The organism is Streptomyces sp. KPB2, assembly GCF_003950055.1.
In the GTDB taxonomy this organism is placed as follows: Bacteria; Actinomycetota; Actinomycetes; order Streptomycetales; family Streptomycetaceae; genus Streptomyces; species Streptomyces salinarius.
In genome coordinates this window covers 6,775,592-6,788,097 of the sequence record NZ_CP034353.1, presented here as the reverse complement: position 1 = coordinate 6,788,097, position 12,506 = coordinate 6,775,592, and the positions used below count along the sequence as shown (strand labels likewise).

Genomic DNA, 12,506 nt, shown 5'->3' with positions numbered 1-12,506 from the left:
ACCAGGAGAACTCACATGATCCTCTCGATCTCAGGCGTCGTCCTGCTCGGCGTCGTCGTCTTCATCTTCTTCCGCAAGGACGGCCTCAAGGCCTCGCACCTGCTGGTCGCCGTGCTCTTCGGGTTCTATCTCGCGAGTACGGCCATCGCCCCGAGCATCAAGGCGGGCGGCGAGAGCCTGGCGGGTCTGCTCGGCGGCATCAAGTTCTGACCGGCCCGCTCCCCCGCCCGACACCCACACGTACGCACCTCCAGGAGGCAGCAGTGGCCCGGCGGCCCCTCCCCCGCATTCTGAGCAACGGCGGCGCGCAGCTCGCCCGGAGCCGGGAGCTGGCCCGGACGGCGGCCGACAGCGCCACCGACGTCCTCCAGCCGCTGATCACGATCGCCCGCGGTCTGCGCCGACTGGCCGCGGCCGCGCGGCGCAGATGGGCCGAGACCCCCAAGGACCGGCGCGGCGCGCTCCTGTTCCTGGTGGCCTCGGTGGTCCTGGTGGTGGCGCTCGTGCCGTACGGCCCGCTGCTCGCCGTCATCGTCCTGATGGCGGCGGCAGCCTGGCAGGGCAGGGACCGCACCCCGCCCGTGCCCGAGGGGCCCGACGACTCCCAGAGCCTGCGTCTGCAGTCCCTCTACGAGGCGTTGGTCCCGTACTTCGCGATCGCGGAGGACCCCGACCCCCTGTACGCCCACGGCGGTGGCTGGGAGAAGGCCTTCCCGGCCCACGACTTCGACGGCGACGGCCGCGTCGCCCACCTCGTGATCCGCTACCCCGCCTACTTCACCGACGGCGAGGCGGAGTCCCGGGCCCGGATCGAGCACCTGCTCGCCGCGAAGGCCGGCCGGGGCCGTGAGTACCGCTTCACGTGGGACGAGGAGGCCAACCATCTCGCGGTGGACGTGCTCCCCGCGCTCCCCACCGACATCGCCGCCCAGCGCTTCGTGACGGCCCCCGGCGAGACCGTCCTCGGCTTCACCGACCCGACCGGGGTCCAGCGCACGCTCCCGCTCACCCACGGCGCGGAGCAGCGGGACGTACCGCCGGTCGTCTGGCGCACCGGCATCCGCTCGACCGAACCCCACCTGCTGGTCCTGGGGCAGCCCGGCACCGGCACGTCCACCCTGCTGCGCTCGGTCGCCCTCCAGGCGCTGCACCACGGCGACCTGCTGATCGTCGACGGCGGCGGCACCGGGGAGTACGCCTGCCTGGTCGGCCGGGACGGTGTCCTGGCCGTGGAGTGCGGCCTCACCGGCGCGCTGACCAGCCTGGAGTGGGCCGCCGCGGAGACGGAACGGCGTCTGATCTCCGTCAACCGGGCCCGACAGCAGGGTCTGGCGGCGCCGGACGACACCCGGCGGCCCCTGTGGGTCTTCCTGGACCGCCCGACCGCGTTCACGCACCTCGCCGACGCGGACGGCCGCCGGGACCCGCAGACCCTGCTCCAGATCCCGCTGCGGCACGGCCGGGCCGCGAACGTGACCGTGGTCGTCGCCGACCAGCTGGACGCCCTGGACGGCCTGACCGACGCCGTACGGCAGCACACGCGCGCGCGTGTCGTGCTCGGCCCGGCCACGGCGGACGAGCTGACGACCGCGCTGGGCGCTCCCCCGCACACGACACCCGTCGACCAGGTCCCGCCCGGCCGGGGATACGCCCGCCTCGGCACCGGACCGGTGCACCGCCTCCAGGTTCCGGCCACCCCGGACCCCTACGACGACGCGACGAGCGAGACACACCGGCAGGCGGTGCTCGATCTGCTCCCCCCGCGCACGACGCCGGCGGACGGGGAGCAGGCGCCCCTTCCTCCGGAGGCGGAGGCGAACGCGGGGGCCGAGGCGGAGGCAAGGGCGAAGACGGAAGCCAAGGCCGTCTCCATGGAGAAGAAGGACGCCCCGGAACCGGCGGCATCGGGCGAGCCGGAGGAGAACGCGGCGGACCCGGAGCCGGCCTCCCCGGCGGCGGCCGAGCCGACGCCTGTTGAGCCGGTCGAGCCGGTCCCCGCCGAGGCGGTCGCGGCGGAGACCTCCTGACACCCCGGCCGGGGCGGCGCGAACCCACCGCGCCGCCCCGGCCCCGTCGCGCGGCCGTCGGGTGTCCGCGTCCCGACCGCGCCCGCCCGCGAGGGCTCCGGCGGCCGGGGCGCATCCGGCGGGACACCCCGCCGACGCGGGTGCGGCACACCCGTCCGCGGCGTCGCCCCCCCCGGGGCCGGGGCGCCGCGTCGACGCCGCCCCGGCCCCGGCGGCTGGACACCCCGGGCGCCGCCCACCGGCGCACACGGGCACCGCCGGCGCTCGGCACCCGCACCCGCGCCCCGCTCCGCCGGACCGGTCCTAGGCCACGAACGTCCGTGGTGGCTCGCCGCCGCCGACGCCGCCGTTCTCCACCAGCCGGGCCGCCGCGGCCAGTCGGACCGCCGCCTCCTCGGCCACGGCGCCGCCGACCGTGAACGGCAGCCGGACATACCCCTCGAACGCGCCGTCCACCCCGAACCGCGGCCCGGACGGGACACGCACGCCCACCCGCTCCCCCGCCTCGGCGAGCCGGGAGCCCGACAGGCCCCCGGTCCGCACCCAGAGGGTGAGCCCGCCGCGCGGCACCTCGAACTCCCAGCCGGGCAGCTCCCGCCGTACCGCCGCCACCAGCTCGTCCCGGTTCTGCCGGGCCTGTTCACGGCGCACCGTCACGGCCTGTTCCCAGCCGCCGGTGCTGAACAGCCAGTTCACGGCGAGCTGCTCCAGCACCGGGGTGCCCAGGTCGGCGTACGCCCGCGCGGCGACCAGGCTGCGGATCACGTCGGGCGCGGCACGGACCCAGCCGATGCGCATGCCGGCCCAGAAGGCCTTGCTCGCCGAGCCGACGGTGATCACGGTGGACCCGGCCGGGTCGAAGGCGCACACGGGGCGCGGCATCTCGACGTCGTCGTCCAGCCACAGTTCGCTCATGGTCTCGTCGGCCACGAGCACCGTCCCCGCCGAGCGGGCCGCGTCCACCAGGCGCCGTCGCTGGTCGTCGTCGGCGAGGGCGCCGGTGGGGTTGTGGAAGTCGGCGACGACGTAGGCGATGCGGGGCGCGGCGTCGCGCAGCACCTGGCGCCAGCGGTCCACGTCCCAGCCGGTGAGCCCCTCGGCCATCGCGACGGGCACCAGCCGGGCGCCGGCCTCGCGCATCAGCTGGAGGATGTTGGCGTAGGAGGGGGACTCCACGGCGATGCGCTCGCCGCGCCCCCCGAAGAGGTGGCAGATGGCGTCGATCGCACCCATCGCCCCGGTGGTCACCATGATCTGCTCGGGCATGGTGGGGATGCCCCGCGCGGTGTAGCGCTCGGCGATCATCGCGCGCAGCGCGGGCAGCCCGGCCGGGTAGTCGCCGTGGGTGTGCGCGTACGGCGGCAGCTCCTCGAGGGCGCCCTGCACCGCGCGGGTGAGCCAGGGCTCGGGCGCGGGCAGCGCCGCACAGCCCAGGTCGATCACGGAGCCGAGGGCCTCGGGCGGCAGTGGCTCCAGGCCCCGCGCGGGCAGCGGGTTGCCGGCCGGGACTGCGGTCCAGCTGCCCGCGCCCCGCCGGGACTCCAGGAAGCCCTCGGCCCGCAACGCCTCGTAGGCGGCGGCAACGGTGGTGCGGCTGACGGTCAGGGCGAGGGCCAGTTCGCGTTCGGCGGGCAGCCGGGCGGCGACCGGGACGCGGCCCTCCAGCACGAGCAGCCGGATGCCGTCGGCGAGCGCGCGGTAGGCCGGTGGGCGGCGGGTGCCGGGCCCGGCCGGGCGGTCCTGCTGCGAGCCGAGCAGCCGGGCCAGCTGTCCCGCCCCCACGGCCGAGGTCCACTGCGCCATGGAAATCAGTCCACCTTCCCCGAATTGGCCATGGTTGACTCTCCTTCTCAAGCCACAGGGTGTCATGCGGCAGGCCACTACCACCACACAGGGGGGCATCTCTTGACCAGGCGACCCAGACGACCCAGGCAGCCCACGCAGGGCCACCTCGCGCGACGGCTGATCCAGCTCTACGGCGGTCTCGTCCTGTACGGCGCGAGTTCCGCACTGCTGGTCAGGTCCGGGCTCGGTCTCGAGCCGTGGAACGTGCTGCACCAGGGCCTGGCGGAGCACACCGGGCTGTCGATGGGCGTGGTGCTGACCATCGTGGGCGCGGTCGTCCTGCTGCTGTGGATACCGCTGCGCCAGCGGCCGGGCCTCGGCACTGTCTCCAACGTGCTGGTGATCGGCGCCGCGATGGACGCCACGCTGAGCGTCGTCCCGGACGCCCACGGCTGGACGCTGCGGATCGCCGCGATGGTGGCGGGCATCGTCCTGAACGGCGCGGCGACCGGGCTGTACATCGCCGCACGGTTCGGCCCGGGCCCGCGCGACGGCCTGATGACGGGGCTGAACCAGCGCACCGGGCTCTCGGTGCGGCTGGTGCGGACCGCCGTCGAGATCACCGTCGTGGTGACGGGCTTCGCCCTCGGCGGCACGGTCGGCCTCGGCACCGTGCTCTACGCCGTGTCGATCGGCCCGCTCGCCCAGGTGTTCCTGCGCGTGTTCGCCGTGCCGTCGACACCGGACGGCAGCACGGTGGTTGCCGCCGGTCCGCCCCGGCGCGCGATACTGCGTCGGTGACCACCCCGATACGCCACCCCTACCTCGACCATCCCGGCCCGCTCGCGTTCGCCCACCGGGGCGGGGCGGCGGACGGCCTGGAGAACACGCTGCGGCAGTTCCGCCGCGCGGTGGAGGCGGGCTACCGGTACATCGAGACCGACGTGCACGCCACGCGGGACGGGAAGCTCGTCGCCTTCCACGACGCGACCCTGGACCGGGTGACGGACGGGGCGGGGCGGATCGCGGACCTGCCGTGGGAGAACGTGCGGCACGCGCGCGTGGCGGGCGAGGAACCCGTGCCGCTGTTCGAGGAGCTCCTGGAGACCTTCCCCGAGGTGCGCTGGAACATCGACGTGAAGGCGGAGCCCGCGCTGGGACCCCTGCTGGAGCTGATCCGGCGGCACGACGCCTGGGACCGGATCTGCGTCGGCTCGTTCTCCGAGGCACGCGTGGTGCGCGCCCAGCGGCTGGCCGGTCCGCGCCTGGCCACCTCGTACGGCACCCGTGGCGTCCTCGGTCTGCGGCTGCGCTCCTGGGGCCTGCCGGCCGCTCCGCGCCGCTCGGCGGTGGCCGCGCAGGTCCCCGAGGCCCAGTCGGGCGTCCGGGTGGTGGACCACCGCTTCGTGCGCGCGGCCCACGCGCGCGGGCTGCAGGTGCACGTCTGGACGGTGAACGATCCGGACCGGATGCACCGGCTCCTGGACCTGGGAGTGGATGGCATCATGACCGATCACATCGACACACTGCGCAAGGTCATGGAGGACCGCGGCGTCTGGGTATGAGCCCCGCCGCGCCCCGGGGACGGTGCGCGTGCACGGGGAAGCGAGGGCACGGGTGGGCACCGACACCCTGCGGACGGGCGCGGCCGACGGGGCCGACGGCGCGGCCGAGCGGCGGCGCGAGCAGCGCGGCTGGTACTTCTACGACTGGGCGTGCTCCGTCTACTCCACGAGCGTGCTCACCGTGTTCCTGGGGCCCTATCTCACCTCGGTCGCCGAGTCCGCGGCCGACACGGACGGGTACGTCCACCCGCTGGGCATACCGGTGCGCGCCGGGTCGTTCTTCGCGTACTCGGTGTCGCTGTCGGTGATCGTCGCGGTGCTGGTGATGCCGCTGGTGGGGGCCGCCGCCGACCGCTCGGGCCGCAAGAAGCCGCTGCTGGCCGCCGCCGCGTACACCGGCGCGGCGGCCACGACCGGCATGTTCTTCCTCGACGGCGACCGGTATCTGCTGGGCGGTCTGCTGCTGGTCGTCGCCAACGCGGCGCAGTCGGTCGCGATGATGCTCTACAACTCCTACCTGCCCCAGATCGCCCCGCCCGAGGAGCGCGACGCGGTCTCCTCCCGCGGCTGGGCCTTCGGCTACGCGGCCGGCTCCCTGGTCCTGGTCGTCAACCTGGTCCTCTACACCGGCCACGACTCCTTCGGGCTGAGCGAGAGCGCGGCGGTCCGCGTCTGCCTGGCGTCGGCGGGGCTGTGGTGGGGCGCCTTCGCCCTCATCCCGCTCCGGCGGCTGCGCGACCGGCGCACGGCGGCCCGGGAGGCCGCGCTGCCCGGGTTCCGGCAGCTCGCGGCGACCGTCCGCGACATGCGCCGCCGCCCGCTGACGCTGGCGTTCCTGCTCGCGTACCTCGTCTACAACGACGGCATCCAGACGGTGATCTCCCAGGCCTCGGTCTACGGCTCCGAAGAACTGGGCCTCGGGCAGTCGACGCTCATCGTGGCGGTGCTGCTCGTCCAGGTGCTGGCGGTGGCGGGCGCGCTGGCGCTGGGCCGGCTGGCCCGCAGGTACGGGGCCAAGCGCACGATCCTCGGATCGCTGGTCGCCTGGACGGTGACCCTCGCCGCGGGGTACTTCCTGCCGGCCGGGGCGCCCGTGTGGTTCTTCGTGCTGGCCGCGGGGATCGGGCTCGTCCTGGGCGGCAGCCAGGCACTGTCCCGCTCCCTGTTCTCCCATCTGGTCCCGCCGGGCAAGGAGGCCGAGTACTTCTCGGCGTACGAGCTGAGTGACCGCGGGATGAGCTGGCTCGGGCCGCTGCTCTTCGGGCTCACCTACCAGCTGACCGGGAGCTACCGCGACGCGATCATCTCCCTGGTCGCCTTCTTCGTGATCGGTTTCGTGCTGCTCGCGCGGGTGCCCGTACGGCGGGCGATCGGCGACGCGGGCAATCCGGTACCCGAAAGGATTTAGCGCTCGGCGCGAAAGGGCTGTAGTGTACGCGTTTGGCCTGCCAGGCGTACCGTTACTGCGCGTCAAAGGTGCCGAATCGCTATGTCACATCTGCCAACAGAGGTGACAAACCGGACGTCGGCGGGTACTGCACTGGTTGCAAGGCTGCGGCTGCGACGGCGACGCAGGGCCCGGATCGGGAGTCGGGACGGGAATCTTTACCGCCGCCCGGACGTTGACCGGATGACGACGACAGCGACACCTGTCCTGTGGGCGACAAGCCCGGGAGGCACGATTCATGAGTGAGCGAGCTCTTCGCGGCACGCGCCTCGTGGTGACCAGCTACGAGACGGACCGCGGCATCGACCTGGCCCCGCGCCAGGCCGTGGAGTACGCATGCGAGAAGGGGCATCGATTCGAGATGCCCTTCTCGGTCGAGGCGGAGATCCCGCCGGAGTGGGAGTGCAAGGTCTGCGGGGCCCAGGCACTTCTGGTGGACGGCGACGGCCCTGAGGAGAAGAAGGCCAAGCCCGCGCGTACGCACTGGGACATGCTGATGGAGCGACGCACCCGCGAGGAGCTCGAAGAGGTCCTCGAGGAGCGGCTGGCCGTTCTGCGCTCCGGCGCGATGAACATCGCGGTCCATCCGCGTGACAGCCGCAAGAGTGCGTAGCGGGAAACCGTAGGCGACACAACAGAACAACCGCGGGTGCCGTACATGGGCTTCATGTACGGCACCCGCGGTTTTGTCGTGTCCGTCGGGTGCCGGGTCCGGGCCGTGGGACGGAGCCGCAGGCTCAGCGCGTCAGCGGCGGGCGGGGGTCCTGCGGGAAGTCGTCCGGGTCGTCCCGGACGACCTCGCCCTGGACCACCTTGCCGTCCGGACGGTGCATCCGGGCCTGGCGGAAGGCGTCGCCCAGGGTGCCCGGGCCGGCGTCACGGAGCTTGCGCTCGACCGTCCGCTGGGCGTAACGGCTCACGGCCTTCTGCACCGGGGGCAGCAGCATGAGCAGGCCGAGCGCGTCCGAGATCAGGCCGGGCAGGATCAGGAGCAGTCCGCCCAGCATCATCAGGCCGTTGCCCTCGCTGTTCGGGCGGGCGGTCTCGGGCGGGATGCCCGACTGCTGCTGGTTGAGCGTCTCGGTGAGGTTGCGGAAGGCCCGGCGGCCGGCCGCCTTGATGACCACGGACCCGAGGACCACGCCGGCGACCAGGAGCAGGAAGACCACGAAGCCGCTGGTCGCTCCCGCGACCATGACGAGCAGCCAGATCTCCAGCACGAGCCACGCGGCGACGCCCAGCGGCAGGAAGGTGCGCAGCCGGGAGCGCGGAGGCCGGGCGGGGGACCTGGGGGTCTGAGCGCCAGTCGTCATACTCCCAGTGTGCCTGGCCCCGGCTCAGTGCGGCATAAGGGGCCGGTCGGGCGTCGAAGGGACCGGTCAGGCGTTGCCGTCGGGCACCTTCGTCGGCTCCGCCGGCTTCGTCGACTTGTCGCCCTGCGTCTCCGGCCCGCCGGACACCGCGTCGGGCCGCTTGTCGCGACCCAGGACCTTGCCGACCCTCTCCCCCACGCCCCAGGTGGTGACCCGCCACAGGGCCTCGACGAGGATGTCGCGGCTCATCTTGGAGTCGCCCAGTTCGCGCTCGACGAACGTGATCGGCACCTCGACCACGTGGTACCCGGCCTTGATCGCCCGGCGGGCGAGGTCGACCTGGAAGCAGTAACCCTGCGAGGAGACCTCCTCGAGGCCGAGCCCTTCCAGCGTCTCGCGGCGGAAGGCGCGGTAGCCGCCGGTGATGTCGCGCAGGGGCAGGTCGAGCGCGATCCGCGAGTACATGCTGCCGCCGCGCGAGATGAACTCGCGGGACTTGGGCCAGTTCACCACCCGGCCGCCCGGCACCCAGCGGGAGCCGAGCACCAGGTCGGCGCCCTTGAGGGCGGTCAGCAGGCGGGGCAGTTCCTCGGGCTGGTGGGAGCCGTCGGCGTCCATCTCGATCAGCACGCCGTAGCCGTGCTCCAGGCCCCAGCGGAAGCCCGCGAGGTAGGCGGCGCCCAGTCCTTCCTTGCCCTTGCGGTGCATGACCCGGACGTGGTCGTCCGCGGCCGCCAGTTCGTCGGCGAGCCTGCCGGTGCCGTCGGGGCTGTTGTCGTCGGCCACGAGCACGTGTGCCTCGGGGACGGCCTCGCGCACGCGCGTGACGATCGCCTTGATGTTCTCCGCCTCGTTGTAGGTCGGAATGATCACCAGGGTTGTGCCCAGCGGGCCGAACCGCCTCTCACGCCCCGCAGCCGCGGGCGTCCCGTCGCCGTCGTTCACCACTGCCCCTTCGTGTCCGTACGCAGAGGACCACCATAATCGCCGCGGCCTGCGTCAACGTGACAGGACGGTCCTACGGTGGTGTCGGTTCCCGGAAAGCGGGGTAGGGATGGCCGTTTCGGGACGTTGTGCGACGGATGGGGGCCCGGCGCCCTTCGGGCCGGCCCGGGACCCGCCGGCTGCGGGTCGACCTGGGTCGTTGTCTACTGAGCGCCCGGGCCCCACCCGGGTCACACCTCCCGACCGGCCGGAACGTTCCCTCGTCACGGTGCGGGCACTGAGCCTGGCTCCCAGTGGCGGTGCGCCGGTGCGGCACACCGTCCCTGACTCAGCGGCGCCGCGACGCGTCTGCGGAAGATTCCCCGGTCGGGCGTCCGGTGGTGGACTCCGCCGAACCTACCGGCCCCCCGCCGCCGCCTGTCAACAGTCGCTCGACCTGCGCCTTTTCCATCAACGCGCAGGTCAGCGCGGCGGCGAAGCAGGGCATGGCCCTGCGAAGATCATCGCCCCGTCGGCCGTGGAGATCACTCGCCCGGCCGTACGAAGACGGTACGGCCGCCCACCACGGTGCGGAGACAGACGGGCAGCTCCCGGCCGGGGGTGAGGTCGGGCAGGCCGGGCGTGCCCGAGCGCGGGTCGGTCGACCAGCGCGCGACCCGGTCGTCGGGGGCCTGGACCACGAGGTCGCCGGTACGCCACACGGCGTAGTCCGCGGGCACGCCGGGCACCAGGACGCCCGCGTCGTCGCGGCCGATCGCCCGCCAGCCGCCGCGCGTGTGCGCCGTGAACGCGGCGCGGACGGAGACGCGGTGCTCGGGAGTGCGGTGGAAGGCGGCGGCCCGGACGGTGCCCCACGGGTCGAGGGGCGTGACGGGGCTGTCGGAGCCGAAGGCGAGCGGCACGCCGGCGCGCAGCAGGGCCGCGTAGGGGTTGAGCGTGCGGGCCCGCTCGGCGCCCAGGCGCTGGGCGTACATGCCGTCCTCGCCGCCCCAGAGCGCGTCGAAGGCGGGCTGGACGGAGGCGGTCAGGCCCAGTTCGGCGAAGGCCGCGACGGTCTCCGGGGTGAGCATCTCGGCGTGCTCGATCCGGTGGCGGGCGGCGCGGACGCGGGCGAGGCCCACCTTGTCGGCGGCGGCGCGCACCCCCTCCACGACGGCGGTCACGGCGGCGTCCCCGATGGCGTGGAAGCCCGCCTGGAGACCCGCCTCGGTGCAGGCGACGACGTGCGCGGCGACGGCGGCGGCGTCCAGGTGGGCGGTGCCGGTGTGTCCGGCGTCGGCGTAGGGCTGGTGCAGGCAGGCGGTGTGCGAGCCGAGGGAGCCGTCGACGAAGAGGTCGCCGGCGGCACCGACGGCGCCCAGCTCGCGCGCCTTGTCTACGTCCTGCTCGGCCCAGTAGCCGATGACCCGCGGCCCAAGTTCCTCGGCGGACAGGCGCAGCAGGCCGGTGAGGTCGTCCTCGGAGGAGATCTCCGGGCCTGCGCATTCGTGAACGGTTCCGATGCCGAGGGAGGCGGCGTACGCGAGGGCGGCGCGCTGGGCCCCGGCACGCTGGGCCGGGGTGACGGCCCCGAGGGCGGCGGCGCGCACGGCGTGGTGGGCGTCGCCGGTGAGCGGGCCGTCACCGCGGGCGAGGTCACCGGGCGCCAGGTCGAGCAGGGCGGTGGTGACGACGGCCGAGTGGACGTCGATACGGCTGAGGTAGAGGGGGCGGCCGCCGGTGGCCGCGTCCAGTTCGGCGCGCGTCGGGGGCTGCCCGTCGGGCCAGCGGGCGGCGTCCCAGCCGTGGCCGAGGAGCACCCGGTCGTCCGGGCGGGCGGCGGCGAAGTCCCGTACGAGGGCGAGGGCCGCCTCGCGGGTCGGGGCGCCGGACAGGTCCAGGCCGGTGAGCGCGAGGCCGGTGGCGGTGGTGTGCACGTGTGCGTCGGTGAATGCCGGGGTGACGAGGGCGCCGTCCAGGTCGATCACCTCGTCGACCCCGTCCGCGAAGGCGTCCGCGGCGCCCTCCGAGCCGACCCAGGCGACCTGGCCGCGTTCGACGACCATGGCCGTGGCGAAGGGGTCGGCGGGACTGTGGACCTCGCCGCGGCGCAGCAGGACGGTCGAGGACGGGGTGGTGGACTCACTCATGGACACCAGTCTCGCCCCTCACGGGCGCCGCCCGGCAGTCGGGGCGGCGTGGGCGCCGGACGGTGCCCGGCGCCGTCGCGCGGCACCGGTCAGATCCGCGGCGGCCGGGACTCGTAGGGGGTCGAGAGGACGACGGTGGTGCGGGTGGAGACACCGGCGAGGGAGCGGACGCGCGCGAGCAGTTCCTCCAGCTCGTGCGGGGTGGCCACCCGGACCTTGAGGATGTAGTTCTCGTCGCCCGCGACGCTGTGGCAGGCCTCGATCTCGGGGACGCCGGCGAGGCGGTCCGCGATGTCGTCGGGGGCGCTGGGGTCGAACGGTTTCACCGAGATGAAGGCGGTCATCGGCAGCCCGACGGCCTCCGGGTCGACGACCGCGGCGTAACCGCGGATGACGCCACGCTGCTCCAGCCGGCGCACCCGCTGGTGCACGGCCGACGTGGACAGGCCCGTGGCCTTGCCCAGGTCTGTGTAGCTCATCCGCCCGTCCTTGACGAGCAGCTGCACGATCTGTCGGTCCAGCTCCTCCATGGCGCAAGAACCTACAGTGCCGTTGATCTCCTCGGATAGCCGAGCAGCCCAGGTCATGCCCCGTTCGTGATCTGACGGGGCGCCGGGCGGGAGCCGAGCGGGGACAAACCCGCCGCAGGGGGCATCTGCGAGCGGCATGTGACGAAGACCACACTGGTTGAACGTTCTCCGTAATGTTCTCGTGATTACCCCGGAGGGGGGACGGGAAGTGCTTGCTGTGGTCGAGGCCGCAGTGCCGTCACGGCCCAGCCCGAGGGGGAGATCCCATGCAGAGTCTTAAGCGCCCTGGTCGTACCACGTCCAAGCGGCAGCAGCCGGTCGTCGAGCTCGTATCGGAGGGCGTCGAACCGGACGCCTTCGACGACGAGGAAGTCGACGCCTACGACACCTTCGAGATGTACCGGGTGATCTGCCCGGACTGCGCGCAGCCCATCGCCCTGCTGGCGGACGAGGAGACGCTGCCGGAGCACGCGCTGTGCGCCTCGCCGTGGAACCCGTTCGGGCTCACGGTCTGCGTCGGCACCGGCCGCCGGGCCACCGAGGCGCGTCCGGCGGACGAGTCGTTCCAGCCGCACGAGCAGGACACCGCCCTGCTGCTGACGCTCCCCCGGGGCCTCGACTGGCGGACCCAGCCCTTCTCCCACGTCGGCGGCCCGGGCTCGCGCCCGATGCGGGTGCCGACGATGCGGCGCGAAGCGGCCTGAGGCGTCCGGACGCCCCGTTCGGGGCCGTCGACCCTGATCGCGGGGGCGGTCGACGGGGCGT

The 12,506-nt window shown here is 73.8% G+C and carries 12 protein-coding genes; 7 read left to right on the top strand and 5 right to left on the bottom strand.

The window, feature by feature from the left end:
• The first annotated feature begins 15 nt into the window (after window positions 1–15).
• Together D1J63_RS30730 and D1J63_RS30725 are read left to right on the top strand one after the other, a co-directional pair.
• Window positions 16–210, top strand: a complete 195-nt coding sequence (locus D1J63_RS30730) for a hypothetical protein (protein ID WP_007447353.1) — start codon at window positions 16–18, stop codon at window positions 208–210.
• Between the two features lie 53 nt (window positions 211–263).
• Window positions 264–2,027 (top strand): hypothetical protein, encoded by a 1,764-nt coding sequence (locus D1J63_RS30725; RefSeq protein ID WP_125633312.1) that lies wholly within the window; start codon window positions 264–266, stop codon window positions 2,025–2,027.
• 303 nt (window positions 2,028–2,330) lie between these two features.
• Here the strand turns inward: D1J63_RS30725 and D1J63_RS30720 are convergent, their stop codons facing one another.
• Window positions 2,331–3,830: a PLP-dependent aminotransferase family protein gene (locus D1J63_RS30720; protein WP_102931789.1), complete on the bottom strand. Its 1,500-nt coding sequence runs from the start codon at window positions 3,828–3,830 to the stop codon at window positions 2,331–2,333.
• 102 nt (window positions 3,831–3,932) lie between these two features.
• On the opposite strand from D1J63_RS30720, the gene D1J63_RS30715 reads away from it, so the two are divergent.
• The 4 genes from D1J63_RS30715 (at window position 3,933) to D1J63_RS30700 (ending at window position 7,437) form a co-directional block, all read left to right on the top strand.
• Window positions 3,933–4,613, top strand: coding sequence for a hypothetical protein (locus tag D1J63_RS30715; RefSeq protein WP_125633310.1), 681 nt, complete (start codon window positions 3,933–3,935; stop codon window positions 4,611–4,613).
• Window positions 4,610–5,377 (top strand): glycerophosphodiester phosphodiesterase, encoded by a 768-nt coding sequence (locus D1J63_RS30710; protein WP_102931787.1) that lies wholly within the window; start codon window positions 4,610–4,612, stop codon window positions 5,375–5,377. The genes D1J63_RS30715 and D1J63_RS30710 overlap by 4 nt, the downstream gene beginning before the upstream one ends.
• Before the next feature lie 52 nt (window positions 5,378–5,429).
• Window positions 5,430–6,785, top strand: a complete 1,356-nt coding sequence (locus D1J63_RS30705) for an MFS transporter (RefSeq protein ID WP_125633307.1) — start codon at window positions 5,430–5,432, stop codon at window positions 6,783–6,785.
• 277 nt (window positions 6,786–7,062) lie between these two features.
• Complete coding sequence (locus D1J63_RS30700; protein WP_003977404.1) at window positions 7,063–7,437, top strand: RNA polymerase-binding protein RbpA; 375 nt, start codon at window positions 7,063–7,065, stop codon at window positions 7,435–7,437.
• 124 nt (window positions 7,438–7,561) lie between these two features.
• Here the strand turns inward: D1J63_RS30700 and fxsA are convergent, their stop codons facing one another.
• From fxsA to D1J63_RS30680, 4 genes are all read right to left on the bottom strand, one after another.
• A complete protein-coding gene (fxsA, locus tag D1J63_RS30695; RefSeq protein ID WP_125633305.1) occupies window positions 7,562–8,137 on the bottom strand; it encodes an FxsA family membrane protein in 576 nt (191 codons plus the stop codon).
• A gap of 66 nt (window positions 8,138–8,203) precedes the next feature.
• Window positions 8,204–9,082, bottom strand: coding sequence for a polyprenol monophosphomannose synthase (locus D1J63_RS30690; RefSeq protein WP_125633303.1), 879 nt, complete (start codon window positions 9,080–9,082; stop codon window positions 8,204–8,206).
• A gap of 524 nt (window positions 9,083–9,606) precedes the next feature.
• A complete protein-coding gene (locus D1J63_RS30685) occupies window positions 9,607–11,211 on the bottom strand; it encodes an amidohydrolase (protein WP_164713049.1) in 1,605 nt (534 codons plus the stop codon).
• An 89-nt stretch (window positions 11,212–11,300) separates the two neighbouring features.
• Entirely contained in the window at window positions 11,301–11,741 is a 441-nt protein-coding gene (locus D1J63_RS30680; RefSeq protein WP_019983923.1) for an Lrp/AsnC family transcriptional regulator, read from the bottom strand.
• Between the two features lie 266 nt (window positions 11,742–12,007).
• On the opposite strand from D1J63_RS30680, the gene D1J63_RS30675 reads away from it, so the two are divergent.
• Complete coding sequence (locus tag D1J63_RS30675; protein WP_102927183.1) at window positions 12,008–12,445, top strand: hypothetical protein; 438 nt, start codon at window positions 12,008–12,010, stop codon at window positions 12,443–12,445.
• The last annotated feature ends 61 nt before the right edge of the window (window positions 12,446–12,506 follow it).

Excerpts from the sequence above, each read along its gene's own strand:
- D1J63_RS30730 (WP_007447353.1), top strand. The coding sequence starts at position 16 with ATGATCCTCTCGATCTCAGGCGTCGTCCTGCTCGGCGTCGTCGTCTTC.
- D1J63_RS30680 (WP_019983923.1), bottom strand. The coding sequence starts at position 11,741 with ATGGAGGAGCTGGACCGACAGATCGTGCAGCTGCTCGTCAAGGACGGG.
- D1J63_RS30685 (WP_164713049.1), bottom strand. The coding sequence starts at position 11,211 with ATGAGTGAGTCCACCACCCCGTCCTCGACCGTCCTGCTGCGCCGCGGC.
- D1J63_RS30700 (WP_003977404.1), top strand. The coding sequence starts at position 7,063 with ATGAGTGAGCGAGCTCTTCGCGGCACGCGCCTCGTGGTGACCAGCTAC.
- D1J63_RS30720 (WP_102931789.1), bottom strand. The coding sequence starts at position 3,830 with ATGGCGCAGTGGACCTCGGCCGTGGGGGCGGGACAGCTGGCCCGGCTG.
- fxsA (WP_125633305.1), bottom strand. The coding sequence starts at position 8,137 with ATGACGACTGGCGCTCAGACCCCCAGGTCCCCCGCCCGGCCTCCGCGC.
- D1J63_RS30675 (WP_102927183.1), top strand. The coding sequence starts at position 12,008 with ATGCAGAGTCTTAAGCGCCCTGGTCGTACCACGTCCAAGCGGCAGCAG.